At 70.9% G+C, this 24,241-nt stretch carries 24 protein-coding genes; 11 read left to right on the forward strand and 13 right to left on the reverse strand.

Annotated features, from left to right (window positions below; translation table 11 throughout):
- Positions 1 to 59: 59 nt before the first annotated feature.
- Positions 60 to 1,088: an LLM class flavin-dependent oxidoreductase gene (locus tag ACWDR3_RS27945; RefSeq protein ID WP_450355326.1), complete on the reverse strand. Its 1,029-nt coding sequence runs from the start codon at positions 1,086 to 1,088 to the stop codon at positions 60 to 62.
- Between the two features lie 223 nt (positions 1,089 to 1,311).
- Between ACWDR3_RS27945 and ACWDR3_RS27950 the strand changes: the two genes are divergently transcribed.
- A complete protein-coding gene (locus ACWDR3_RS27950; protein WP_123997707.1) occupies positions 1,312 to 1,653 on the forward strand; it encodes an ATP/GTP-binding protein in 342 nt (113 codons plus the stop codon).
- Positions 1,654 to 1,691: 38 nt separating this feature from the next.
- Here ACWDR3_RS27950 and ACWDR3_RS27955 read toward each other — a convergent pair whose 3' ends face one another.
- From ACWDR3_RS27955 to mce, 7 genes are all read right to left on the reverse strand, one after another.
- On the reverse strand, positions 1,692 to 2,564 hold the full coding sequence (locus ACWDR3_RS27955) for an ABC transporter permease (RefSeq protein WP_450355327.1): 873 nt from the start codon (positions 2,562 to 2,564) through the stop codon (positions 1,692 to 1,694).
- Positions 2,561 to 3,889, reverse strand: coding sequence for an ABC transporter ATP-binding protein (locus ACWDR3_RS27960; protein WP_450355328.1), 1,329 nt, complete (start codon positions 3,887 to 3,889; stop codon positions 2,561 to 2,563). Before ACWDR3_RS27960 ends, ACWDR3_RS27955 begins: the two co-directional genes overlap by 4 nt.
- A 150-nt stretch (positions 3,890 to 4,039) precedes the next feature.
- Complete coding sequence (locus ACWDR3_RS27965) at positions 4,040 to 4,816, reverse strand: ABC transporter permease (protein ID WP_450355344.1); 777 nt, start codon at positions 4,814 to 4,816, stop codon at positions 4,040 to 4,042.
- Positions 4,813 to 5,793: an ABC transporter ATP-binding protein gene (locus ACWDR3_RS27970; protein WP_450355329.1), complete on the reverse strand. Its 981-nt coding sequence runs from the start codon at positions 5,791 to 5,793 to the stop codon at positions 4,813 to 4,815. The genes ACWDR3_RS27965 and ACWDR3_RS27970 overlap by 4 nt, the downstream gene beginning before the upstream one ends.
- A gap of 179 nt (positions 5,794 to 5,972) precedes the next feature.
- The gene (locus ACWDR3_RS27975; RefSeq protein WP_123997703.1) at positions 5,973 to 6,908 is read right to left on the reverse strand and encodes a cellulose-binding protein; all 936 of its coding nucleotides are present in this window, start codon (positions 6,906 to 6,908) and stop codon (positions 5,973 to 5,975) included.
- A 188-nt stretch (positions 6,909 to 7,096) separates the two neighbouring features.
- Positions 7,097 to 10,945 (reverse strand): polarized growth protein Scy, encoded by a 3,849-nt coding sequence (gene scy, locus ACWDR3_RS27980; RefSeq protein WP_450355330.1) that lies wholly within the window; start codon positions 10,943 to 10,945, stop codon positions 7,097 to 7,099.
- 230 nt (positions 10,946 to 11,175) lie between these two features.
- Positions 11,176 to 11,616: a methylmalonyl-CoA epimerase gene (gene mce, locus ACWDR3_RS27985; protein ID WP_450355331.1), complete on the reverse strand. Its 441-nt coding sequence runs from the start codon at positions 11,614 to 11,616 to the stop codon at positions 11,176 to 11,178.
- A 148-nt stretch (positions 11,617 to 11,764) separates the two neighbouring features.
- Between mce and ACWDR3_RS27990 the strand changes: the two genes are divergently transcribed.
- From ACWDR3_RS27990 to ACWDR3_RS28000, 3 genes are all read left to right on the forward strand, one after another.
- Positions 11,765 to 12,967, forward strand: a complete 1,203-nt coding sequence (locus ACWDR3_RS27990; RefSeq protein ID WP_450355332.1) for an acetyl-CoA C-acetyltransferase — start codon at positions 11,765 to 11,767, stop codon at positions 12,965 to 12,967.
- A gap of 77 nt (positions 12,968 to 13,044) precedes the next feature.
- On the forward strand, positions 13,045 to 14,001 hold the full coding sequence (meaB, locus tag ACWDR3_RS27995) for a methylmalonyl Co-A mutase-associated GTPase MeaB (RefSeq protein WP_450355345.1): 957 nt from the start codon (positions 13,045 to 13,047) through the stop codon (positions 13,999 to 14,001).
- 267 nt (positions 14,002 to 14,268) lie between these two features.
- Positions 14,269 to 15,537 carry an MFS transporter gene (locus tag ACWDR3_RS28000; protein ID WP_450355333.1) on the forward strand — a complete coding sequence of 423 codons (1,269 nt, stop codon included), beginning with the start codon at positions 14,269 to 14,271 and terminating at the stop codon, positions 15,535 to 15,537.
- A gap of 15 nt (positions 15,538 to 15,552) precedes the next feature.
- On the opposite strand, the gene ACWDR3_RS28005 is transcribed toward ACWDR3_RS28000, so the two are convergent.
- Entirely contained in the window at positions 15,553 to 16,194 is a 642-nt protein-coding gene (locus ACWDR3_RS28005) for a PepSY domain-containing protein (RefSeq protein ID WP_450355334.1), read from the reverse strand.
- Between the two features lie 116 nt (positions 16,195 to 16,310).
- Here ACWDR3_RS28005 and ACWDR3_RS28010 point away from each other — a divergent pair, with 116 nt between their 5' ends.
- Positions 16,311 to 16,979, forward strand: coding sequence for a response regulator transcription factor (locus tag ACWDR3_RS28010; protein WP_450355335.1), 669 nt, complete (start codon positions 16,311 to 16,313; stop codon positions 16,977 to 16,979).
- Entirely contained in the window at positions 16,976 to 18,415 is a 1,440-nt protein-coding gene (locus ACWDR3_RS28015; RefSeq protein ID WP_450355336.1) for a sensor histidine kinase, read from the forward strand. The genes ACWDR3_RS28010 and ACWDR3_RS28015 overlap by 4 nt, the downstream gene beginning before the upstream one ends.
- Before the next feature lie 5 nt (positions 18,416 to 18,420).
- Here the strand turns inward: ACWDR3_RS28015 and ACWDR3_RS28020 are convergent, their stop codons facing one another.
- The 4 genes from ACWDR3_RS28020 to ACWDR3_RS28035 form a co-directional block, all read right to left on the reverse strand.
- Positions 18,421 to 18,897, reverse strand: a complete 477-nt coding sequence (locus ACWDR3_RS28020; protein ID WP_450355337.1) for a MarR family winged helix-turn-helix transcriptional regulator — start codon at positions 18,895 to 18,897, stop codon at positions 18,421 to 18,423.
- Between the two features lie 92 nt (positions 18,898 to 18,989).
- Positions 18,990 to 19,784 carry an AIM24 family protein gene (locus tag ACWDR3_RS28025; protein WP_450355338.1) on the reverse strand — a complete coding sequence of 265 codons (795 nt, stop codon included), beginning with the start codon at positions 19,782 to 19,784 and terminating at the stop codon, positions 18,990 to 18,992.
- The gene (locus tag ACWDR3_RS28030) at positions 19,781 to 20,431 is read right to left on the reverse strand and encodes an AIM24 family protein (RefSeq protein WP_450355339.1); all 651 of its coding nucleotides are present in this window, start codon (positions 20,429 to 20,431) and stop codon (positions 19,781 to 19,783) included. The genes ACWDR3_RS28025 and ACWDR3_RS28030 overlap by 4 nt, the downstream gene beginning before the upstream one ends.
- Before the next feature lies 1 nt (position 20,432).
- Positions 20,433 to 21,065 carry an AIM24 family protein gene (locus ACWDR3_RS28035; RefSeq protein WP_123999261.1) on the reverse strand — a complete coding sequence of 211 codons (633 nt, stop codon included), beginning with the start codon at positions 21,063 to 21,065 and terminating at the stop codon, positions 20,433 to 20,435.
- 159 nt (positions 21,066 to 21,224) lie between these two features.
- On the opposite strand from ACWDR3_RS28035, the gene ACWDR3_RS28040 reads away from it, so the two are divergent.
- From ACWDR3_RS28040 to ACWDR3_RS28060, 5 genes are all read left to right on the forward strand, one after another.
- Positions 21,225 to 21,569, forward strand: a complete 345-nt coding sequence (locus ACWDR3_RS28040; RefSeq protein ID WP_123997691.1) for a DUF3817 domain-containing protein — start codon at positions 21,225 to 21,227, stop codon at positions 21,567 to 21,569.
- Positions 21,566 to 21,859, forward strand: coding sequence for an MTH1187 family thiamine-binding protein (locus ACWDR3_RS28045; protein WP_280880636.1), 294 nt, complete (start codon positions 21,566 to 21,568; stop codon positions 21,857 to 21,859). The genes ACWDR3_RS28040 and ACWDR3_RS28045 overlap by 4 nt, the downstream gene beginning before the upstream one ends.
- Before the next feature lie 149 nt (positions 21,860 to 22,008).
- Positions 22,009 to 22,833: a hypothetical protein gene (locus ACWDR3_RS28050; RefSeq protein WP_450355340.1), complete on the forward strand. Its 825-nt coding sequence runs from the start codon at positions 22,009 to 22,011 to the stop codon at positions 22,831 to 22,833.
- A complete protein-coding gene (locus ACWDR3_RS28055; protein WP_450355341.1) occupies positions 22,830 to 23,516 on the forward strand; it encodes a DUF4166 domain-containing protein in 687 nt (228 codons plus the stop codon). Before ACWDR3_RS28050 ends, ACWDR3_RS28055 begins: the two co-directional genes overlap by 4 nt.
- Complete coding sequence (locus ACWDR3_RS28060; protein ID WP_450355342.1) at positions 23,513 to 24,163, forward strand: TetR/AcrR family transcriptional regulator; 651 nt, start codon at positions 23,513 to 23,515, stop codon at positions 24,161 to 24,163. Before ACWDR3_RS28055 ends, ACWDR3_RS28060 begins: the two co-directional genes overlap by 4 nt.
- Positions 24,164 to 24,241 lie beyond the last annotated feature (78 nt).

Genomic DNA, 24,241 nt, shown 5'->3' on the forward strand with positions numbered 1-24,241 from the left:
CATTTCAGTACGGAGCGGCAAGTTCCACGCCGGGCGGGGCAGTTGGGATCCGTCCACGGTCAGTCGAGCTGCGGGAGCACTTCGGTGCCGAGCCGCCGCACGTTCTCCTCGGTGGCCGCCAGATCGCCCGAGCCCTCGACGAGCAGTGCGAAGCGGGTGATGCCGGTCCGCTCGCTGGTCGCCGCGAGCCGGTCGGCGCACAGCCGGGGCGTGCCCACCGGATGCAGCCCGCAGAGCAACTCCGTGTAGGCCAGCGGGTCGCGCATCTGCCGGGCCCGGCCGTCCACCGTGACATGCGCGTCGAGCCCCTGCTTCAGCCAGCCCGGCATCGCCTTGGTGAGCGCCTCCACCGCGTCCGTCCGCCGGTCCGCGATCTGGCAGACGCCGGCCGAGACATGGGCCGCGCCGAGGATCTCGTCGGCGGGACGGTCGGCCGCGCGCGCGAACTGCCGCCACAGGGCGATCATCTCGGCCTTCTCCTCGTCCCCGACATGCATCCCGAGCAGCATCGGCAGCCCGCGTTCGGCGGCCAGCCGGACACTCGCCGGGGACGTGCACGCCACGACGACCTCGGGCCCCGCCGCCTCCGACAGGGACTCCGAGGGACGGGGCACGACGGGCACCTCACGGAAGGCGAACCGCCCGCCGGGACCCGCCACCGAGGGCTCGCGCAGCCAGCGCAGCAGCAGATCGAGTGATTCCGGGAACCCCTGCTCGTACGCGGCCAGTCCGGTGCCGAACACCTCCAGGTCGACCCACGGTCCGCCGCGCCCCACGCCCAGCGAGAAGCGCCCGCCGGACGCGACGTGCAGCAGCGCGGCCTGCTCGCCGAGGGCCACCGGGTGGACGGTGGGCAGCACGCTGACCGCCGTACCGACGCGGATGCGGCTGGTGCGGCCGAGCAGCAGCGCGGCCAGGGTGATCGCCGACGGGCAGGTGCCGTACGGCACGAAGTGGTGCTCGGCCAGCCAGACCGAGTCGAGCCCGACCTCCTCCGCGACCTCCGCCGAGCGGACCGCGCGGTGCAGAGCCTCCCCCTGGCCCTGCCCCGGGAACTGGGCCGCCAACACGAAACTTCCTACGTGCATCGCTCTTTCCTGCTTCCTTGGCTCCGACATGGAGCTCCCCCACCGGGCATAACCGGACGACACGTGCCGAGGACACGGCCTGGCGAAGAGATTTGCGGATTGTCTGCAGAATGCGTCATGGCGGTGGGGGACTTGCGATGATTGGTCTCCTACGCGTACCCCTGCTCGCGCCCCGTAGGCTGGAGCGGACACATGCTTCCTGTATAGCCCCGTGAGGTGTTCCGTGTCCCCGCGTCGCAACCGACCCAAGGGAGCCGATCCGTCGAGTTCGTCCGGCCGCAGCGCCGACGACGAGCGTTCCGACCGGTACGGCGGCTGGCAGTCGACGGAGACCTGGCAGGGCGAGGAGTGGAGCGTGCGCCATGTCGCGGGCGCCAGTGCCCAGGGCAAGACGTACCGCTGTCCCGGCTGTGACCAGCTGATCCCCTCCGGCGTCCCGCACGTGGTGGCCTGGCCGGAGCACTCGGGCGTGGACGACCGCCGCCACTGGCACAAGGCCTGCTGGAACGCGAAGGACCGCCGCACCACGAGGGTGCAGCGGTCCAGGAACAGCCCGAAGTTCTAGGCCCGTCGCGGCGGTTGCCGCGGGGACTCCGGTACGGCTCAGACGTCCCGTTGCCGCAGCAGTGCGACCGCGCCCGCGAAGGCCGCGGCCGTCACGACCACGGCGATCCACAGCGGCTCCCAGCCCGAAGGGCCCGAGTCGCTCAGGGCGTCGGTGTAGAAGACGCTGAGCTGGTTCGGGATCGAGTAGTCGAACAGCGCCTGGCGCAGGCCCTCCAGGGCCGAGGAGAACATGAACAGCGCGATCACCAGCGGCGCCAGCACCAGGCCGATCATGATGGTGATCGCGCCCGCGGAGTGCCGGATGATCGAGCCGATGATCAGCGAGAGCAGGCCGAGCAGCGCGATGTAGAGCGAGATGCCGAGGGTGCCCTTCAGCCACTCCGCGCCGGTCGGGGTCCGGGCGCCGTCCAGCAGGGCCACGTCCGCCAGCGCGACCAGCAGCACCGACACGAACGTGACGGTGAACGCCACGGAGAAGAAGACGATCGCCTTCGCCGCGAGCACCCGGCCGCGGGTCGGGCACGCGGTCATCGTGGTCCGGATCATGCCCGTGCCGTACTCCGAGGCCGTGGTCAGCACGCCGAGCGTGATGATGCACATGGTGCCCAGCAGGAGTCCGAAGACCCCGAACGACAGCGGGTTCTCGCCGGACAGGTCCGATTCGCCCGCGTTGGCGGCCACCAGCGTGGCCACCAGCAGCCCGATGCCGACGACGAGCAGCACGAACACACCGAGCGTCCACATCGTGGAGCGCACCGACCGGATCTTGGTCCACTCCGACGCGATCGCGTTCCCGAGGTGCGTGGGCGTCACGGGGATCGGCGAGGTGTAGCTGGGATACGGCGAACCGGGCACCGACTGCCACTCGGCTCCGGCGGCCTGCGGCATCGGGGTCTGGGGCGTGCTCATCGGGCGTCCTCGGGCTTGGTCAGGTCGGCGGACTGCTGCGCGGGCTGAGCGGACGCGGCGACGGGAGCCGCGGACTCGGTGGGCGCGGGGGGTGCGTCGGCCGGGGCCGACCGCGGGTCGGCCGAGGGGCGCACGGGCGGGGCCTGAGCGGGCGCCTGGGGTGCCTGAGGCGCCTGCTGGGCATAGGGGTTGGGCGCGTCCGCGGCGGGGGCGCCCGGAGCGCCGTACGCGCCCGCCGGGGGCTGTCCCGCGCCGTACGGGCCGGGCTGTGCCGGCTGCATCGCGAACGGCTGGCCGCCCTGCTGCGGGGACGGCGGGGCGTACCAGTCCGGCTGGCCCTGTCCCGGCACCGGCATCGGCGGCTGCGCGCCGGGCGGCAGGGGCTGCATCAGGCCCGCCTTCTGGTCGACCGTCGAGCGGTAGTCGACCGCGCCCTGCGTCATCCGCATGTACGCCTCCTCCAGCGAGGCCTGGTGCGGCGACAGCTCCCACAGGCGTACGTCGGTGTCGTGCGCGATGTCGCTGATGCTCGGCAGCGGCAGCCCGGTCACCCGCAGCGCGCCGTCCTGCTCCGGCAGCACGTGCCCGCCGGCCTCGGTCAGCGCGGAGGTCAGCTTCTCGCGCAGTTGCGGCTCGGTGTCCGGGGTGCGCACGCGCGCGAAGCCGGCGGAGTTCGCCGCGATGAAGTCCCGGACGCTCATGTCGGCCAGCAGCTGACCGCGCCCGATCACGATGAGGTGGTCGGCGGTCAGCGCCATCTCGCTCATCAGGTGCGAGGAGACGAAGACCGTACGGCCTTCTGCCGCGAGCGCCTTCATCAGGTTGCGCACCCAGAGAATGCCCTCGGGGTCGAGGCCGTTGACCGGCTCGTCGAAGAGCAGCACCTGGGGGTCGCCGAGGAGCGCGGCGGCGATGCCGAGCCGCTGGCCCATGCCCAGCGAGAAGCCCTTGGAGCGCCGCTTGGCCACCTCGTGCAGACCGACCACGCCGAGCACCTCGTCCACCCGGCGGGCCGGGATGCCCGACAGCTGGGCGAGGCAGAGCAGGTGGTTGCGGGCGGACCGGCCGCCGTGCACGGCCTTGGCGTCGAGCAGGGCGCCCACCTGGCGGGGCGCGTTGGGCAGGTTGCGGTAGGGGTGGCCGCCGATCGTCACCTGGCCCGCGGTCGGGTTGTCGAGGCCGAGGATCATGCGCATGGTCGTCGACTTGCCCGAGCCGTTGGGCCCCAGGAACCCGGTGACGGCACCGGGCCGCACCTGGAAGGAGAGGTTGTACACAGCGGTCTTGTCGCCGTAGCGCTTGGTCAGGCCGACTGCCTCGATCATGCTCCGCACCCATCGAAAGGTTCAGGACAGCGGGGCACACGCCCCCCGTAAGGGTTAGGAGGATACCGAGGCGCTGACGGTTCCGCTCAAGGGCAAGTAAAAGGTTGCCGTCCGCCTACCGTCCTGTCGCCTCGGAGAACTGTCGGAGAACTAGGCGTCACGCCTCTTCAGCAGCACGTAGGCGCCGATGATCGACGCGAGGACCCACAGGGCCATGATCCCGAGGCCGCCCCAGGGGCCGTACGGGGTGTCGTCGTCGATCGGGGTGACCACCTGCATGATCTTGCTGCCGGCCTGGTCGGGCAGGAACCGGCCGATCTTCTTCGTCGCGGAGACGTTCCCCAGGATGTTGGAGATCAGGAAGAAGAACGGCATCAGGATGCCCAGCGAGAGCATCGGCGAGCGCAGCATCGTGGCCACGCCCATCGAGAACAGCGCGATCAGGGTCATGTAGAGACCGCCGCCGATGACCGCCCGCAGCACGCCCGAGTCGCCGATGGACGCCTTGTGCGAGCCGAGCATCGCCTGCCCGAGGAAGAACGTGAGGAAGCTGGTGACCAGGCCCACGACCAGGCAGAGACCGGACGCGACAGCGATCTTGCTGAACAGGAAGGTGCCGCGCTGCGGGACCGCGGCCAGCGAGGTGCGGATCATGCCGGTGCTGTACTCGTTCGAGACGACGAGCACGCCGAACACGATCATCGCGAGCTGGCCGAGGCTCGTGCCGGCGAAGCTGATGTAGGTCGGGTCGAAGGAGAGCTTGTCGTCCCGGCTCAGGTTGTCGAAGTCGTTCGCCGACAGCGCGGAGATCAGCATGCCGAGACCGACGGTGACGACCACGGCGAGGGAGAGCGTCCACATCGTCGAGGCCACCGACCTGATCTTGGTCCACTCGGACCGTACGACCTGGGTCGCCGCCATGGTCAGCTCCTCTTCCAGTCGTCGCCCCACGGCTGCCGCGGGGTTTCCGGGCCGGCCGGCGTCGCGGCGGAGGGCCCGTCGGAGTGCGCGTGGTACTCCACCGACTCCGCGGTCAGCTGCATGAACGCCTCCTCCAGGGAGGCCTGTTGGGGGCTCAGCTCGTGCAGCACGATCTGGTGCTGCGCGGCCAGCTCGCCGATCCGCTCCGCCTTGCCGCCGTCCACCTCAAGGGCGCCGCTGCCGGACTCGACGACGGTGACGCCGGCCTCGTGCAGCACGTCGAGCAGGCGCTCGCGCTGCGGGGAGCGGACTCGCACGAAGGAGCGGGAGTTCTGCTGGATGAAGTCGGCCATGGAGGTGTCGGCGAGCAGCCGTCCCTGTCCGATGACGACCAGGTGATCGGCCGTCAGCGCCATCTCGCTCATGAGGTGGCTGGACACGAACACCGTCCGCCCCTGCCCCGCGAGGGACTTCATCAGATTGCGGATCCAGTGGATGCCCTCGGGGTCGAGCCCGTTGACCGGCTCGTCGAACATCAGGATCCGCGGATCCCCGAGCAGCGCGCCCGCGATCCCGAGCCGCTGTCCCATGCCCAGCGAGAACCCCTTGGCCTTCTTCTTGGCCACCGAGGTGAGCCCCACGGTGTCCAGCACCTCGGACACCCGGCTCTTGGGGATGCCGTTGCTCTGCGCGAGACAGAGCAGGTGGTTGAATGCGCTCCGCCCGCCGTGCATCGCCTTCGCGTCCAGCAGCGCGCCGATGTACTTCAGCGGGTCCTTGAGGTGGTCGTAGTGCTCGCCGTCGATACGGACGTCACCCGCCGTCGGCCGGTCGAGACCGAGCATCATGCGCATCGTCGTCGACTTGCCGGCGCCGTTCGGCCCGAGGAAACCGGTCACGATCCCTGGTCTCACCGCGAAGGTGAGGTTGTCGACCGCCACTTTCTCGCCGTACCGCTTGGTCAGCCCCTCGAGCTCGATCATGCGGCCACGCTAAAGGGACGGTTCGGCCGATGCCACCCGGACGGGCAAACAGATGCGTACGACATCGGCAACAGTCGGATCACGGTGGTGCGGTGGAGCCCTGCGCACGCCAGAGGCCCGCACCTCCGGGGGAGACGGTACGGGCCTCTGATCGCGCTGTTCGTCAGCGGAGCCGGTGCTTACCGGGACTGCTGGGCCGGAACCCCGCGGGAGATCGGCTCGTCCTCGACCGGCGAACCGGCGGCGGCCACCGCGGCACCCGTGAGCGTCGCGAGCATCTCGCGGACGTTCGTCAGCTGGGCGTTGATGCTGTCGCGGCGGTTGGTGAGGGCGGCCAGCTCGCGCTCGGACTCCGAACGGATCCGGTCGGCCTTCGCGTTCGCGTCGGCGACGATGTCCTCGGCCTGGCGCTGAGCCGTCTCCACCGTCTGGCGGGCGCGACGCTCGGCGTCCGTGCGCAGCTTCTCCGCCTCCAGACGGAGCTGCTCCGCGCGGTGCTCGATCTCCGCGAGGCGCTTCTCGGCCTTCTGCTGACGGGACGCCAGATCGCGCTCCGACTGCTCGCGGCGCTTGGCGAGGTTCGTCTCGAAGTCCGCGGCGGCCTGGGCGGCCTTGGCACGGGTCTCCTCGAAGAGGGCGTCCGCCTCCTCGCGCTTCGACTGCGCGTCCTTCTGGGCCTCGCCACGCAGCTGCGACGCGTCGCTCTTGGCCTTCTCGACGATCCGGACGCCTTCGTCCTCCGCCTTGGCCTTGCGCTCCGCAGCGAACGATTCTGCGTCGTTGCGAACCTGCTGGGCCGCCGACTCGGCGAGCTCACGGTGCTGCTCGGCGGCCCGACGGGCCTCCTCGCGCAGGTCCTTTGCCTCTTCCTCGGCGAGACGGAGGATCTTCTCGACGCGCGCGCCGAGACCGGCGTACGACGGCTCGGCGTCGCTCACCTGAGCCTGGGCGTTCTGCGTTTCGAGGTGGAGCTCCTCGATGCGCTTTTCCAGGGCGGTGATACGGGCGAGAGCGCTGTCACGGTCGGAGACGAGCTTGGAGATCCGTTCGTCCACCTGAGCGCGGTCGTACCCACGCCGCACTAGCTCGAAGCCGTAGGGGGAAGTGTCGCTCATGGGGTTCCTGTCAAATGAGACCGGTGAGGTGATAGGGGGAATCCTAGGGGCCGAAGCGGTGTGTCATCGAGCGGATACGTGTTTGATCTGGAGAATGACACCCCTTTTGAGTGGCTAACCGGCGGACGACTTGCCAAAGATCTGGTCAAAGGCCCCAGAAGGCACCCGAACCGAACTGGCTTGGCCCGCTAGCCGTCTGACGACTTGCCACTCGATCGAGGGGCCCCCACCGTAGCGCCCGTCTTGACTCCGCCGTCCTTGCCCGCCGACGGAGTCTCAAAAGACTCCAACGCTTCCAGGACGTCCTGGACACGGGAGATCTCGGCATTGATGTTCTCGCGCCGGCGCACCAGGATCTCCAGCTCGCGCTTTCCTTCCTCGACGGTGTGCTTGGCCTCGCGGATCGCCTCCGCCTTGAGCTCCTCGGCCTCCTTCACGAGGGCCGATTTCTTCTGCTCGGCCTCCTTCAGGAGCCCCTCGGCCTTCTTCACGGCGGCGATCCGGACCTTGCCCGCCTCCGAGTTGGCCTCCGAGACCAGCTCCTTGGCCTTCGCCTGCGCCTTGGCCAGCTGCTCCTCGGACGCCTTGATGAGCGCGTCGCAGCGGTCGCCCGTCGACCGCATCGTCTCCGCCGACTCGCGCCGGGCCCGCTCGTGCAGCGACTCGATCTCGCCGGTGATCCGGTCGCGCAGCTCCTCCGCGCGCTCCCGGATCGAGGTGGCGTCCCGGCGGGCACCGACGAGCAGCTCGTCCGCGTCCGTACGGGCCTTCTCCACCAGCGAGTTGCCCTCGACCGTCGCCGTGGAGACCAGCCGGTCGGCCTCCGTGCGGGCCGCGCCCACCATGGAGTCGGCCTGCCCCTCCGCGTCCGCGGTGGTCTGGTGCGCCTGCTGCTGGGCCTCGGTGAGCAGCTTGTCCGCCTCGGCCGTGGTCTCCGTGATGAGGGTGTCGACCTGCTCGGCGACGTCCGAACGCCGTTTGTTGGCGTCCCTGCGTGCCTCGTCGAGAGTGTGCTCGGCCTCCTCGCGCGCCGCCGCCGTGACCCGCTCGGCCTCCTCGCGGGCATTGGACTTGACTCGCTCGGACTCGGCGCGGGTCCGCTCGGCGTGCAGCTGGGCCGCGCCGACCGTGTCCGCGGCCTCGGCGCGCAGCCGCTCCGCGTCCCCGGTGGCGTCCGCGATGAGCCGCTCGGCCTTGGAGATGGCCTCGGACCGCACCCGGTCCGCCTCGGTGATCGTCTCGGTGGTGAGTCGCTCCGCCTCGTTGCGCGACTCGGTGATGAGGGTGTCCGCCTGGTTCGCCGCGTCCGAACGGATCCGGTTGGCGTCCTCGCGGGCCTCCGCCCGGGTGCGCGCGGCGGCCTGGTCGGCCTCCGCGATCGAGTCCGAGGCCTCCGTACGCACCCGCTGGGCGTACTCCGACGCCTCCGAGCGCAGCTGCTCCGCCTCCGCGATCGCCTCGCCGACCGTGCGCTCGGCGAGCGCCTTGGCCGCGTCCGTCTCGCTGCGTGCCTCGCGCCGGACCCGGTTGGCGTCCTCGGTGGCCCGCTCCCGCTCGGCGTAGGCGTCGGCGCGGACCCGGTCCGACTCCTCCTCCGCCTCGCGCCGGGTGCGGTCCGCCGCGTGCTCGGCGGCCGAGCGCAGCCCGACGATCTCGTCCTGGGCCTGCTCGTGCAGCCCGGCCACGGAGTCCCGTACCTGCTGGGCGTGCTGCTCGGCGGCCGACACCATCTCGTTGGCGCGCCGGTCGGCCTCCTCGACCAGGCGGACCGCTTCGGCCTGTGCCTCCTCGACGCGGTTGCGCGCCGAGGCCAGCAGTTCCTCGCTCTGGTCGCGGGCCCGCTCGCGCTCCTGGTCGGCCTCGGTGCGCGCGGCACCGAGCAGTTCCTCGGCCTCGCGGCGGCGCCGGTTGGCCTCCTCCTGCGCGGCGGCCAGCGTCTCGGACGCCTCCGTGCCCAGGCGCTCGGCGGCGGCCAGCGCCTCCGCCCGCACCCGGTCGGCGGTGTCCTGCGCCTCGGTCTTGAGCCGCTCGGCCTCGGCCGCCGCGTCCGACCGCAGGCGTACGGCGACGGCCTCGCCCTCGGCCCGGGACGCGGACGCGTCGGACGCGGCCTCGTCGCGCAGCCGCTCGGCCTCTTCCTCGGCCTGCCGGTGCAGGGTGCGCAGCCGCTCGGCGGCCTCCGCGCGCAGCCGCTCGGCCTCGTCGGCGGCCTCGCGGCGGATCCGGTTGGCCTCCTCGCGGGCGTCGGTCAGCGCCTGCTCGGCGTTGGCGAGCCGCTCCTCGGCCTCGGTGTGCAGCCGCGTCAGCTCGCCGGCCGCCTCCTGGCGCCTGGCCTCGACGCCCCGCTCGGTCTCCTCGCGCAGCTCGCGCGAGGCCCGCTCGGCGTCGGCCATGATGCCCTCGGCCTGCTCGACGACCTCCTCGCGGTGCCGCTCCGCCTCCTGGCGGGTGCGCTGCAGGGTCTCCTCGGCCTGCCGGCGCAGCGTCGTGGCGCGCTCGATGGCCTCGGTGCGGACCTTCTCGCTGTCCGTGGTGGCCTTCGCGCGCAGCTCGTCCGCGTCCTGCTTGGCCTTGGCCAGCAGCTCCTCGGCGGTCTTGGCCGCCTCCTCGATCTGCTGGACGGCCTCCTTGCGGGCCTCCGCGCGGATCTTCTCGCCCTCGGCGACCGCGTCGGCGCGCAGCTGCTCGGCCTCGCCGCGCAGCCGACGGGCCTCCTCCTGCAGCTCGACCGTCTTGGCGCGGTACTCCTTGGTGTCGTCCTTCGCCGTGCCCTTGAGCTGCTCGGCGATGTCGTGCGCCTCGGCGCGCAGCCGGTCCGCCTCGGCCTCGGCCTCGGCGCGGATGCGCTCGGCCTCCTCGGTGGCCGCCTTGGTGGTGTTCTTGGCCTCCTCGGAGGCGCGGTTGAGGACGTCCTCGGCGGTCTTGGCGGCCTTGCCCAGCTGGGAGGCGGTCTCCTCGGCGGTGAGGGTGCGGGCCCGCTCGTCGGCCTCGGCGATGATCTTCTCGGCCTCGGCACGGGCGTCGGCGACGACCTGCTCGGCGTCCGCCTTGGTGGTCTCGGCCTCTTTCGTGGCCTCCGTGACCAGCCGGGCGACCTGCTCCTTCGCCGTACGCGTGCGCTGCTCGTTGGTCGACTCGGCGCTGGCGAGCGCCTTGGCGGCGGCCTCCTTCGCCTCCGTCAGGACCTTCTCGGCCTCAAGGCGGGCCTCGCGCAACGAGGTCTCGGCCTCGGCGATCCGGGACTCGGCGGCCCGGCTCAGCTCGGTGGCCTGGCGGCGGGCGGAGTCCGACTCGTTCGCCGTCGAGCTGCGCAGCTGCTCGGCGTGGTCGGTGGCCTCCTGGGCCTGCGTGGAGGCCGCGTTCAGCAGGCGCTCGGCGTCCGTGCGGGCGCGGCGCAGCAGCTGCTCGGTCTCCGCGCGGGCCGCCTCGGCGTCCATTTCGAGCCGCTGGCGGGCCTCGGTGGCGACCCGCTCGGCCTCCGCGCGGGCGGCGGCCAGGGCCTGGTCGGCCTCGGCGCGGGACTCGTCGAGGAGCCGGCGGGCCTGGGACTCGGAGCGGGTGCGCAGGTTCTCGGCCCACGCCACGTTCTCGTTGACGTGCGACTCGACGGTCTGCCGGCGCTCGGCCAGCTCCTGGTCGAGCTGCTGGCGCCGGGTCACGGCCTCCTGGTGCAGCTCCGCCTGGAGCCGGGCCGCGTTCTCCGCGTGCTCCTGGAGGATGCGCTGGGTCTGCGCGCGGGCCTGGCTCAGCTCCCGCTCGGCGTCCTGACGCAGCTGGTCGGCCTGCATCTGGGCATTACGGAGCATCTGCTCGGCCTGATAGCCGATGTCCCCGCCGTCGTATGCCGGCCGGGACATGAGGGTGCGGCGCGCCTCGTGCAGCTTGGCGCGCAGCACCTCGACCTGGTAGCCGAGGTCCTCGGCGTGCTGAATCGCCTTTTCCCGCTCGGTCTTCAGCCGCTCCATCTCGGCCTCGAACCGAGAGAGGTGGTCGACGTCAGCCGCCGGCTCTCGCTCCTGGCGTTCGTAGCCCCGCACTGCGCGGTCCCATCCGTCCCCTGGTCGCGTCTGTCTCCAAGAACTCCGTTCATCCGCCGAACGGGGCCCCCGGGGAATGGTGTCAGATCAACGGCGGAGTACGGGCTGCTGCCCGACGCTCGCCCCCCGAAACCCGGACCCCGGCTCCGTCCCGCCGACGACGGCAGGACCCGGCCGCCCACGTTCCGGCGGCGACCGCCCCCAACCCTACCGGCCCTTATGTACGAGGGTCAGTGCTCAGGTGACTCAACAGGCGCCGAAGTGACCAGTTCTGTCAGTACACCGTGGCAATCCTTGGGATGCAGGAACGTGATTCGTGACCCCATGGAGCCACGTCGCGGCTCTTCGTACAGAACCCGTACGCCCTTGTCGCGGATGTCCGTCGAGTCCGTGTCGACGTCCGCCGTACCGAAAGCGATGTGGTGGACACCCTCGCCGTTCTTGTCGAGCCACTTGGCGACGGTCGAGTCCGGGCGGGTCGGCTCCAGGAGCTGCAGGTAGGAGGCGCCGCCGTCGGAGGTCTCGTTGATCTTGAGCATGGCCTCGCGGACGCCCTGCTCCTCGTTGACCTCGGAGTGGAACACTTCGAAGCCGTACGTGGCCCGGTAGAACTCGACGGTCCGGTCGAGGTCGAAGCAGGCGATCCCGATGTGGTCGATTCGCGTCAGCATGGAGTCAGTGCAGCGCGACCGCCGTGGTTACGCAACGTGCGCGCGATCACACCGACGGCCCGATGACGGGGTGCACTACCGCTCAGTACATTCGAAGTAAACCCTCGTTCACTTCTTCAGCTGTGCAGCTGGAAGGGGATCGCACCTCATGTCTGGAACGAACAGCACTACCTCCGTGATCGTCGCGGGGGCCCGCACCCCGATGGGCCGATTGCTCGGCTCGCTCAAGTCCTTCTCCGGAGCCGACCTCGGCGGCTTCGCGATCAAGGCCGCCCTCGACCGTGCGGGTATCGGTGGCGACCAGGTGCAGTACGTGATCATGGGCCAGGTGCTCCAGGCCGGGGCAGGGCAGATCCCGGCACGCCAGGCCGCGGTCAAGGCGGGCATCCCGATGAGCGTCCCGGCGCTCACGATCAACAAGGTCTGTCTGTCGGGCCTCGACGCGATCGCCCTCGCCGATCAGCTCATCCGTGCAGGTGAGTTCGAGATCGTCGTCGCGGGCGGCCAGGAGTCCATGACCAACGCGCCCCACCTGCTCCCCAAGTCCCGTGAGGGCTACAAGTACGGGGCGATCGAGATGCTCGACGCCATGGCGTACGACGGTCTCACCGACGCCTTCGAGAACATCGCCATGGGCGAGTCGACGGAGAAGCACAACACCCGGCTCGGCATCGCGCGCCCCGAGCAGGACGAGATCGCCGCCCGGTCCCACCAGCGGGCCGCCGCCGCGCAGAAGAACGGCGTCTTCGAGGCGGAGATCACCCCGGTGGAGATCCCGCAGCGCAAGGGCGACCCGGTCCTGTTCAGCAAGGACGAGGGCATCCGCGGCGACACGACCGTCGAGTCGCTGGGCAAGCTGCGTCCGGCGTTCACCAAGGACGGCACGATCACCGCGGGTTCCGCCTCGCAGATCTCGGACGGCGCCGCGGCCGTGGTCGTCATGAGCAAGACCAAGGCGCAGGAACTGGGCCTGGAGTGGATCGCGGAGATCGGCGCCCACGGGAACGTGGCGGGCCCGGACAACTCCCTCCAGTCCCAGCCCTCCAACGCCATCCAGCACGCCCTGAAGAAGGAGGGCCTGGACGTCTCCGACCTCGACCTGATCGAGATCAACGAGGCGTTCGCGGCCGTCGCGGTCCAGTCCATGAAGGACCTCGGGGTGTCCCCGGAAAGGGTGAACGTCAACGGGGGTGCCATCGCCCTGGGCCACCCGATCGGCATGTCGGGCGCCCGGCTCGTCCTGCACCTCGCGCTTGAACTCAAGCGGCGGGGCGGCGGGGTCGGCGCGGCGGCGCTGTGCGGTGGCGGCGGGCAGGGCGACGCGCTGATCGTGCGGGTCGCGAAGGCCTGAGCGGTATCGGTGGCGGTACCTGTGGCGGTATCTCTGAAGGTGCCTCTGAAGGTGCCTCTTACGTGAACGGAGCTGTGATGCAGGACGTCTCCTCTCTGGTGGCCCAGGCCAGGGAAGGCCGGCCGCGGGCCGTGGCCCGGCTGATCTCCCTGGTGGAGGGGGCGTCCCCGCAGCTCAGGGAGGTCATGGCGGCCCTGGCGCCGCTGACGGGCAACGCGTACGTGGTCGGTCTAACCGGCTCGCCGGGCGTCGGCAAGTCCACGACCACCGCGGCGCTGGTGACCGCGTACCGCAAGCAGGGCAAGCGGGTCGGCGTCCTGGCCGTCGACCCGTCGTCGCCCTTCTCCGGCGGCGCGCTCCTCGGCGACCGCGTCCGCATGTCGGACCACGCCTCCGACCCGGGCGTCTACATCCGTTCCATGGCCACGCGGGGGCACCTCGGCGGCCTCGCGTGGGCGGCCCCGCAGGCTATCCGCGTCCTGGACGCGGCGGGCTGCGACGTGGTGCTGGTGGAGACGGTCGGCGTGGGTCAGTCGGAGGTGGAGATCGCCTCCCAGGCGGACACGAGCGTGGTGCTGCTGGCCCCGGGCATGGGCGACGGCATCCAGGCCGCGAAGGCGGGAATCCTGGAGATCGGCGACGTGTACGTCGTCAACAAGGCGGACCGTGACGGGGCGGACGCGACTGCGCGCGAGCTCAACCACATGCTGGGGCTGGGGGAGTCTCGGGGCCCTGGCGATTGGCGCCCGCCCATCGTGAAGACGGTCGCCGCGCGTTCCGAAGGCATCGACGAGATGGTCGAGGCGCTGGAGAAGCATCGGGCGTGGATGGAGGAGCGGGGGGTTCTCACGGAGCGGCGGCGCGGCCGCGCGGCTCGTGAGGTGGAGACCATCGCGGTCACGGCCTTGCGGGAACGCATCGAGGATCTGCACGGGGATCGTCGCCTGAGCGCGTTGGCGGAGCGGATTGTGGCGGGGGAGCTGGATCCGTATCGGGCTGCGGATGAGTTGGTTGCGGGGCTTACGCGGGGGTGAGGGGGCGCCTTTTCGTCTGCCGGGTTCGGTTGTGCGCCGAGTGCGGGTTGAGTGTGGCTGGTCGCGCAGTTCCCCGCGCCCCTAAGGGCGATTGGCGGTGCCGGTGTTGAAAATGCCTGGTCGGACCCCGCACCCCGCTGCTAGCTTGCCCCTCGTGTTTCTCCTCTTGGCATAGGGCCCACCTCGGCCCGCGATCGGCGCGTATGGACGTCGCCGTCGCGGTCCCTCGGCGTCCCCTTCTTCGCCTCCAGTTGAGGAACCTTTCTCATGTCCGCGTCGTCACCTCCGCGGCCTTCGTATGCCGCTGTTCTCCGCGTTCCGTATGCCCGCCGTACCTTTCTCGCCGCCCTCGTGGGGCGGCTCTGCTACGGAGTGGTCTCGGTCGCCGTGATGCTCTCCGTGACCCGGGCGACCGGGTCGTACGCCGTGGCCGGTACGGTCATGGCTCTCTTCGGCGCCACCGGCGTCTTCCTGATGCCGTACCGGGCGGCCCTGGTCGACCGGTACGGGCCGCGCCGGGCGCTGACCCCCATGGCGTTGCTGTACGCGGGGCTGCTCTGCGTGCTGGCGGCGGCCACCTGGCGTCCCGGTACGCCCGCGGTGGCCCTCGGCGTGATCGCCGCCGTCACCGGCGCGTGTGCGCCTCCGCTGGGCCCCACGATGCGTGCCGTGTGGGCCGAACTGGTCGTCGAGCGCGGGATGTTGCAGCGCGCGTACGGCCTGGACGGGGTGGCGGAGGAACTGCTCTTCGTCACCGGTCCGTTGCTGGTCGGCGTGGTGGTGGGGTTCGCCTCGCCGGCCGCCGGGGTGCTGCTGAGTGCGGTGCTGATGGCGGTGGGGACGGTGGCCTTCGTCACGTCACCGGCGGTGGGTGGGCCGGCGACGGCGACGGACCCCGGTTCGGGGCCGAAGTCGCCGCCGGACGAGGGGAGTTCGCCGTCGCCCGGGCGTGCGCTCCTGCAACCCGTCGTCGTCGCGACCGGCGTCGGCCTCTCGCTCAGCGTCGTCGACCTCCTCGTCGTCGCCTTCGCCGAGCAGCGCCACCTCGGCGCCGACTCCGCCGCGTGGGTGCTCGCGGCGCTCTCGGCGGGCAGCGCGGTGGGCGGCCTGCTCAACGGCGCCGTCGACTGGCGTACGCCCGCCCGCGTACGACTCCCCAGGCTCGCGGCGGGGTTGGGCCTGACCCTCGCCGCGGCCGGCCTCGCCCCCGGCCTGTGGACGCTCGCGGCGGCCGTGGCCTGCGCCGGCGCCTTCGTCGCGCCCGCGCTGACGACCGCGTACCTGCTGGCCGACGAGACGGCGGCACCCGGGGCGCGGACACGGGCCGGAGCGTGGATCAACACGGGTGTGAACGCGGGGAGTTCGGCCGGGGCGATGGCAGCGGGCCTACTGCTGGGGCGACTCCCCCTTACGGCGTGCTTCGTGGTGGCGGGGGTGGCGGTACTGGCTCCGGCCGCTCTCACCCGCCTCCGACCGGCGTCGAGCCCGTCCGCACCCGGACGGACCCGCCGCCGACCGGCGGTGAACCGGCGTTGAGCAGTGCCGACCGCGTCAGTCGTCCGACCGGTCCGCCGTGACGTTCCCCGTGCGGAGGTCGACCAGCCAGTCCTGGTCGGCCTTCGCCGAGGGCGCGCGGGTCTCGACCTCCCAGCCCTGGGACCGGGCGTCGTCGTCCAGGTCCACCGATGTCACCGTGCCCTTGGCGGACGCGGCCCGCGCGGCCTCGGCCGCCGTCACGGACGTGCCCTTCAGTGCGGCCCGCACCTCACCGGCGTCGTCCTCGTCCTCGGTGTGCGAGCCGAGCACCGCACCGCTGCCGGCGTCGACCCGCACGCTGTGCCAACTCCCGTTCCCGGCAAGGACGTCCACGTCCCACACGGTCGCCCCGCCCCGACGGCCGTCGTCCTCCAGTTCGGCGGAGACGGCCGTACCTCCGGTGTCCCGCAGCGCCGCGGCGATCGCGTCGGCGGCCGTCACATCACCGGGCCGCACGACCAGGGTCGCGGCATCGCCACCGTCGTCGTCCCGGTCGCTGTCGTCGCCCCTGTCATCCGTACCGACCCCGTCGTCCCCGCTCCCTCGCGCCGTCGTCCCCCGGCCGCCGTCGTCCCCCGTCACCGCGAGAGCCGTGGCCGTGCCGCCCCCGAGCAGCGCGGCGGCCGTCACAGCGGCGATCACGATGTTGCGCTTCATGGTGTTTCCTCCTGAGTCGCGTCGCTTTCGACACCCTCACCTTCGCCAACCGATGCTGAGGAGACCCTGAAGCCGCCTGAAGGGATCTTCAGGTTCGTTTTGCGACCCTGTACGACATGCGCCTGTTGATCGTCGAGGACGAGAAGCGGCTGGCCCTGTCGCTCGCCAAGGGCCTGACCGCCGAGGGATACGCCGTGGACGTCGTGCACGACGGCCGCGAGGGCCTGTACCGGGCCGTTGAGGGCGCGTACGACCTCGTGATCCTCGACATCATGCTGCCCGGCCTCAACGGCTACCGCGTCTGCGCCGCCCTGCGCGCCGCCGGGCACGACGTGCCGATCCTGATGCTGACCGCCAAGGACGGCGAGTACGACGAGGCGGAGGGCCTGGACACCGGCGCCGACGACTACCTCACGAAGCCGTTCTCGTACGTCGTCCTCGTGGCCCGCGTGAAGGCGCTGCTGCGGCGCCGGAGTCGAGGGCCCGGGGCCTCGCCCGTCCACGTTCTCGGTGAGTTGCGGGTCGACACCTCCGCTCGGCGCGTCCACCTCGCCGGTGACGAAGTGACGCTGACGACAAAGGAGTTCGCCGTTCTGGAGCAGCTCGTCGTGCGGGCCGGCGCGGTGGTGTCCAAGGCCGAGATCCTGGAGCACGTCTGGGACTTCGCGTACGAGGGCGATCCCAACATCGTCGAGGTGTACGTCAGCGCCCTGCGCCGCAAGCTGCGCGCCGGGCTCATCTCCACGGTGCGCGGCGCCGGTTACCGCCTGGAGAACCCCCGATGAAACGCCTCTTCGGCTCCGTGCGGGCCCGGGCCACCCTGGGCGCCACCCTCGTCGTCGCCGTGGCCCTTGTCGCGGCCGGCGTCGCCGTGCTGCTCTCCCTGCGCTCCAACCTCACCGACCAGGCCGACACCCAGGCCGAGCGCACCGCACGGAACGTGGCGGCCGACCTCGCCGCCGGGACGCCGTACGGCCAACTGTCCCTGGACGACGACGAGGAGCCGGTCCAGGTCGTCGACGCCGGCGGGCGGCTCGTGGCGGCCACGGAGGGGCTGGAGCGGATCAGTGGCACCGGGACGGTCGCGGTACGGCCGCAGCCGACGGCCACCGCCACCTCGGGTGACGACGACGAGGGTGACGACCACGGCGGCGACCGACAGGACGACGACTCCGCGCTCGAACCCGGTGAGATCGACGACGAGGTCTCCTACACGGGCGGTTCCGCCACGATCGACGGCGACAGTGCCGACTACCGTTTCGCCGCCGTCCGCGTGGAGGTCCCCGGCAAGGGGCTGCTCACCGTCCACGCCGGTGCCCAACTGGCCGCCGAGCAGAGCGCCGTCAGCACCGCGCTGACCGCGCTGCTGATCGGGTTCCCGCTGCTGCTCGCCGTCGTCGCGGGCGTGACCTGGCTGGTCACCCGGCGTGCCCTGCGGCCCGTCGAGGGCATCCGGCGCGAGATGGCCGCGATCACCGCCTCCGCGGACCTGGCCCGCCGGGTGCCGGTACCGGACACGCACGACGAGGTCGCCCGCCTGGCGCGGACGACGAACGAGACACTGGCCGCGCTGGAGACCTCCGTGGAGCGGCAGCGCCGGTTCGTCGCCGACGCCTCGCACGAACTGCGCAGCCCGATCGCGTCCCTGCGCACCCAGCTCGAAGTGGGCGCCGCCCACCCGGAGTTGCTGGATGTGCCGGGCGCGGTCGAGGACACCGTACGACTGCAGTCCCTGGCCGCCGACCTGTTGCTGCTCGCGCGGCTGGACGCGGGGGAGCGGCCGGGGAAGGGGCGGTTCGACCTGGGGGCGCTGGCGGGGGAGGAGGCGGCCCGGCGGGCGGGGGTGCGGGTGGCGGTGGAGTCGGTCGAGGTGGGCGGATCGCGGGGGCAGGTGGAGCGAGTGCTCGGGAATCTGCTCGACAACGCCCGACGGCATGCCCGGTCGGCGGTCACCATGTCGGTTCGGCGGGACGGGAGTTGGGCCGTGCTGTCCGTCGCCGACGACGGGGACGGGGTGCCGGTGGAGGACCGGGAGCGGGTCTTCGAGCGGTTCGTACGGCTCGACGACGCCCGCGGCCGGGACGACGGCGGGGCCGGGCTCGGACTCGCCATCGCCCGGGACGTGGCCCTGCGGCACGGCGGCACCCTCACGGTCCGCGACGCACCGGCAGGCGGAGCCCTGTTCGAACTCCGCCTGCCGATCGCCGATTCAGAGAAGTGAGCCCGTCAGGGCCGGCCCCGCTGCCCCCGCAGATGATCCGCGATGGGCTTCAGCCCCTTGTCGAGCTCGGCCAGGGCCTCGGGAGAAAGGAGGTCGATGAAGTGCCTGCGCACGGACGCCACATGATGCGGCGCGACCTTCCTCATCGTCTCCAGGCCCTGCTCGGTGAGGACCGCGTAGAGGCCGCGGCGGTCCGATTCGCAGTTCTCACGGCGGACCAGGTCCGCGTTCTCCATGCGGGTGATCTGGTGGGAGAGGCGGCTCTTGGACTGGAGGGTGGCGGAGGCGAGGTCGCTCATCCGCATCCGCCGGTCCTCCGACTCGGAGAGGTTCACCAGGATCTCGTAGTCGTTCATCGTCAGGCCGAACGGCTGCAGGTCCTTCTCGAGCTGATACGTCAACAGCCTGTTGACCTCCAGGTGGGTGCGCCAGGCGCACTGCTCCGCATCGGTCAGCCAGCGCGTGGCCGTCTCGGTCTCCATGAATGAAGTCTACCTAAAATGTTGAAATGCGAACTAGTGAGGGCAGTGTGACGGTGCGCACGCGTTCGATGTCACACTCCGCAGACTACCGCTCACAGCCCGAAGCGACGTTGGAGGTCTCCCAGCTGTCCGGGAAGGCGCGGTGCGCCGGCTTGCTGTCCGGGGCCTGTGGGTCCGCCATGTCCCGGCACCCCGGCCTGCTGCGGAACCGCCCCGGTGGCCTGCTCGGCCATGAGGATCTCGGTGGACTGGAGCAGGACGGTCCCGGCCCCCACGAACTCGAACTGGTGCTCCTCCCCGGAGGCCCCGCCGATGCCCGTCAGTGCACGTAGACCGCCCATTACACCTGCCATGTAGGTGTGGTCGTAGTGATGGCACGGCGAGGGGCAGTCGGCCCAGCCGACGAGCGCCTGCGGGTCCACCCGGATCGGGGGTTCCATGAACACCACCGGACCGTTCGAAGCGGCCACGAACTTTCCGGTTCCGATGAGGGTCAGGAAACCGGGCACGATCGATTGCTTCAGCGCGAGAGTTGGCTGAAAAGCGAGGAGGTTGCCCGAGCGAATGGTCAGATTGCCGTCTTCGAGGTCGTACGAGTTCACGTCGAAGGCCCGGTCGGCGAGCAGCATCTTGCCCGAGCCCTCCGCCACGACCCAGTCGCTGGCGTGCAGAGGCGAATGAAAGGACGTACGGACAAGGCGGTCCAGACGGCCGTGTCCGACGCCGTTGAACTCCATCGAGCCGTAGTAGGCGATCATCTTCCCCTTCTGCAGGAACCACTGGCTCCCTTTGAGTTCCACGCAGAAGGTGTACTTGTTGACGTTGTCGTCGACCGGCAGCGTCATCGGGTCGAAGATGGTGGGTCCGGCCCCCGGGTAGGTGGTCACAGCTTCTCCTCCGACGCCTGGACGTACACCGCACCGCTGCCGCTGAGCTCCAGCTGGAAGGCCTCGCCCGAGCCGCGCCCCACCATGTCGCGCCAGCCGAGCGCGGTGGACAGCTTGTTGCGGACGTCGCCGTGGTGGGCGACGTAGGCCTGGGGGTCGACGTGCACCGGGCGCTGCGGGGTGATCGGGATCTCGAAGACGCCACCGTGCGCCATGACGGCGACGGCACCCTGCCCCTGGAGGGTCGTGGTGAACAGGCCCTGGCCGGTGACCTGCCCCCGGACCATGCCCATCACGCCGCCCTGCGAGCCCATGAACATCGTGCCCTGGCGCAGGGTGCCCTCGAAGGCGAGCAGCCGGTCCGCCTCCACGTAGAGCGTGTCCCCGGTGAGGCCGATGACCTGGACGTGGTGACCCCCGTGCCCGAACAGCACGGTCCCGCTGCCCTCGACGGTCATCAGCGGGGTCGCCTCGTTGGCCACCCGGCGCCCGATCATCGACATGATCCCGCCCTGGCCGCCCTGCACGTTGGGCGTGAAGGTCACCTCGCCCTTGTAGGCGAGCATCGCGCCGCGCTGACTGAACAGCCGCTGCCCGGGCAGCACGGTCGCCTCGACCATCTTGGAGTTGATCTCGCGGAAGGCCATGTCACACATCCCCCGCGATCGTGTTCCGCTCGCTCGGCTGTACGTACACCAGCCCGTCCCCCTCGAACCGGATCTGGAAGGCCTCGCCGCCGCCCTCCCCGAACAGCGTGCGGAAGGTCACGCCGGACTGGAAGGACTGCCGGACGTTGCCCTGATGGGCGATGTACGCCCCCGGGTCCACGATCAGCGGGTACTGCTGGCTGACCCGCAGCACGACCGCAGGACCGTCCGACGTGATCGCCGCCTGGCCGGAGCCCTCCACGGTCGTCGTGAACAGCCCGTTGCCCTGCGAGGCGCCGCGCATCCCCGTGAACGTCGTGCCCGTCCTCAGCCCCGCGTCCGTGGCGAGCAGGTTGCTCGACTCCACGTACAGCTTGTCCCCCCGGAGCTCCACGAGATTGATCTCCGAGGCCCGGTCCGCGAACCAGCACGTCCCCTGCCCCCGCACCTCCATCACGGTCATCTGCTCACCGGTGATCCTCCGGGTCACCATCCCCCGCAGGCCCTCACCGCCGCCGCTCAGTTTCTTGAAGGCCATCTGCCCGTCGTACGCGACCATCGAGCCGTTCTTCGCCTTGACGGCATCCCCGGTCATGTCGACGGCGAGCACCTTGCTGCCTTGAAGTCGGAACATCGCCACGCAGCGACGGTAGCCGCCGGATCGGCCCGCCGAACAGGGCCCGGGGGTGGAGAGGCACCCTGACCGCACCCCTAGGGGGAGGGTTTGTCAGAATGGGCGAACGCTTGTGCTCACGTTCACAAAGAGCGACCTGCCTCCCACCGAAGGTGACCCGTGGACCTCAAGACCGCCTCCGCCCTGCGCCGCCTGCGCCTCGTCTCGGCCCCCGAGGCCGTCTCCTTCCTGCTCCTGCTGGTCTGCTCGGTCCTGAAGCGGACCACGGACTTCAACGCGGTGCCGGTGATGGGCATGGTCCACGGCGTCCTGTTCATCCTGTACGTGCTCTTCTGGGCCGACGCCTGGAACCGCACCAAGTGGGGCCCCGGCACCGCCGCCCTCTACTTCGTCCTCTCGGTCCTGCCCACGGGCGGCTTCTTCGCCGAGCGCAAGCTCAAGCGCGCCGCCGAGGCCGAGGTCATCGCCTCCCGCGCCCGCCAGGAAGGAATCGTGAACGCATGATCGTCGCCTTCTCCGTCTCCCCGCTCGGTGTCGGCGAGGACGTGGGCGAGTACGTCGCCGACGCCGTCCGCGTCGTCCGCGAGTCCGGCCTGCCCAACCGCACCGACGCGATGTTCACGTCGATCGAGGGCGAGTGGGACGAGGTCATGGACGTCGTCAAGCGCGCGGTCGCCGCCGTCGAGGCGCGGGCGCCCCGCGTCTCCCTGGTCCTCAAGGCGGACATCCGCCCCGGCGTGACCGACGGACTCACCTCCAAGGTGGCGACGGTGGAACGGCATCTGGCCGAGTAGCCACGCCAATTGACGCGATGAGCCCCTGCCCGCGCGGGCAGGGGCTTTCTTGTGGCGATGCGATTGAGCGATCGCTCAAAGAGGTGTAATTTCCTGTCCAGTGGATTTGAGCGACCGCTCAAACACCGGACGGCACACGGGGGATGCGCATGCGGAACGCGGGGCTCTACATAGAGGCGCGGATCCACGCCTCCCTCGACGACCTCTGGACCCGCACGCAGGATCCCTCCCTGCACCAGCGCTGGGACCTGCGCTTCACCGAGATCACGTATCTCCCGCGCGCGGAGGGTGAGCCTCAGCGTTTTCGGTACGCCACGCGCGTGCTGCCCTTCCTCACCGTCGCCGGCACGGGGGTCTCGGCCGGCGAGAAGGAACGCCCTGACGGGACGCGTACGTCGGCGCTCCGCTTCTCCTCGCCCTGTCGGCTCTCGCTGCTCGCGGAGGGGAGCGGGTACTGGCGTTACGTTCCGGACGGCGACGGGATTCGGTTCCTCACCGGTTACGACTACCGGCCTCGCTGGGGCGTCCTCGGTGCGGCCGCCGACCGCGTTCTCTTCCGCCCGCTGATGGGCTGGGCGACGGCGTGGTCCTTCGACCGGCTCCGGCTGTGGCTGGAACGGGGGATCACACCGGAGCGCGCACGCCGGAACTGGCTGGCGGAACTGGCGGCGCGGGCCGTGGCGATCGTCGTGGCGTGCACCGGCTTCGGGTACGGGGAGGTGGTGCGGCTGACGGGGCCTTTCGCGCCGCTCTTCTTCTACGCGATGCCGTTGCTGACGCTGGTGCTGCTGTCCCTGGCGCTTCTCGCGCCGCCGCTGCCGACGACTCCGGCGGCCCGGCGCTGCCTGCGGACGCCGCCGGCACGCACGCGTGCGCCTCGATTGCTCGGCACTTTGGACAGCTCGGATGCCCTCGACGGCTCGGACACCCTGGATGGCTTGGACACCCTGGACGGCTTGGAGAGCTCGCGATGACTAATCCGTCGATCTTCCGTACGGTCATGGGCGCGGACTTCGATCGACTCCACCCGCAGCTCCGGCGCCGTTTCTCGGTCGGTCTCGCGAGCGGTGAGGCGTGTGTCGGGCGGGGTGTCATGGACCGGATCTGGCACGGCGGGGCGTTCGTGAAGCCGTTCCTCGCGCTCGGGGCCACGCGCAACATCCTGGTACCGCGGGAGGGGCGTGACGTGCCCTTCGTGATCGAGAACGTTCCCTACGTCGACACGTACGGCCGTGAGACGGTGACCTTCGTGCGCACCTTCGACCTTCCCGCCGGACCCCGCCGATTCGACGCCCAGATGGTGCTGGGACCGAAGGGGGACCGTGTCCTCGACTACCTCGGCACGCATCAGCATCTCGCCAGCGATCTGCACCTCCGTGCCGAGCCGGACGGGTCGTTGCTGATCCGGTCCGGTGAACACCGGTTCCGGGAAGGGGTGGTGGATGTGCGGGTGCCCGAACTGATCGGGGCGACGGCGGAGGTCCGTGAGTCGTACGACGACGTGGGCGGCCGGTTCCGTATCCAAGTGCGGGTGGTCAACAAGTACTTCGGGCCGCTGTTCGGTTACGAGGGGTCCTTTCGGGCGACGTACGCGGACATCCGGAGCTGTGGTGTGCGGCCCGGTCTGCGGCCTGTCCGGGAGGAGTCGCGCGCGTGAGTCCCGAGACGGTGAAGTCCCTTGAGACCAAGGCGAAGTTGCTGGAGGGGGCGTTGCGGACGCTCACCGAGCAGGGGATCGCGAAGACGTCGGCGCGGACCGTCGCTGCGGCGGCGGGGGTGAATCAGGCGCTCGTCTTCTACCACTTCGGGTCGGTCGACGAGTTGTTGGCGGCGGCCTGTCGGTACGGGGCGGAGCAGGCGGTCGGGCGGTATCGGGAGCGGTTCGACGCGGTGACGTCTCTGTCCGAACTCCTTGTCGTGGGGCGGGAGATGCATGAGGCGGAGCGGGACGGGGGGCATGTCGCGCTCCTCGGTCAGTTGCTTGCCGGGGCGCAGACTCATGAGGCGCTCGGGCCCGCGACTTCGGCGGGGCTCGATCTGTGGATCGTCGAGATCGAGAAGGTCTTGGTGAGGGTGTTGGGTGGGTCGCCGGTGGGGGAGTTCGTGGATCCGGCGGGGTTGGCTCGGGCGGTGGCGGCGTCGTTCGTGGGGATGGAGTTGTACGAGGGGGTGGATGCGGTGGGGGCGAATTCGGCGTTGGATGCGCTGGATCAACTCGGGCTGTTGGTCTCGGCGTTGGAGGAGCTTGGGCCGGTGGCTCAGCGGGCGGTGCGGCATCGGTTGCGGCGGACGGCTCGTCGCTGAGCGGGCTTTTCTCGCCCCCGCCGCCCCTACCCGTCCCATCCCCAGGGGCGCTGCCCCTTCGACCCCGCCAGGGGGCTC

The sequence above is a fragment of the Streptomyces sp. NPDC001002 genome, from assembly GCF_053599215.1.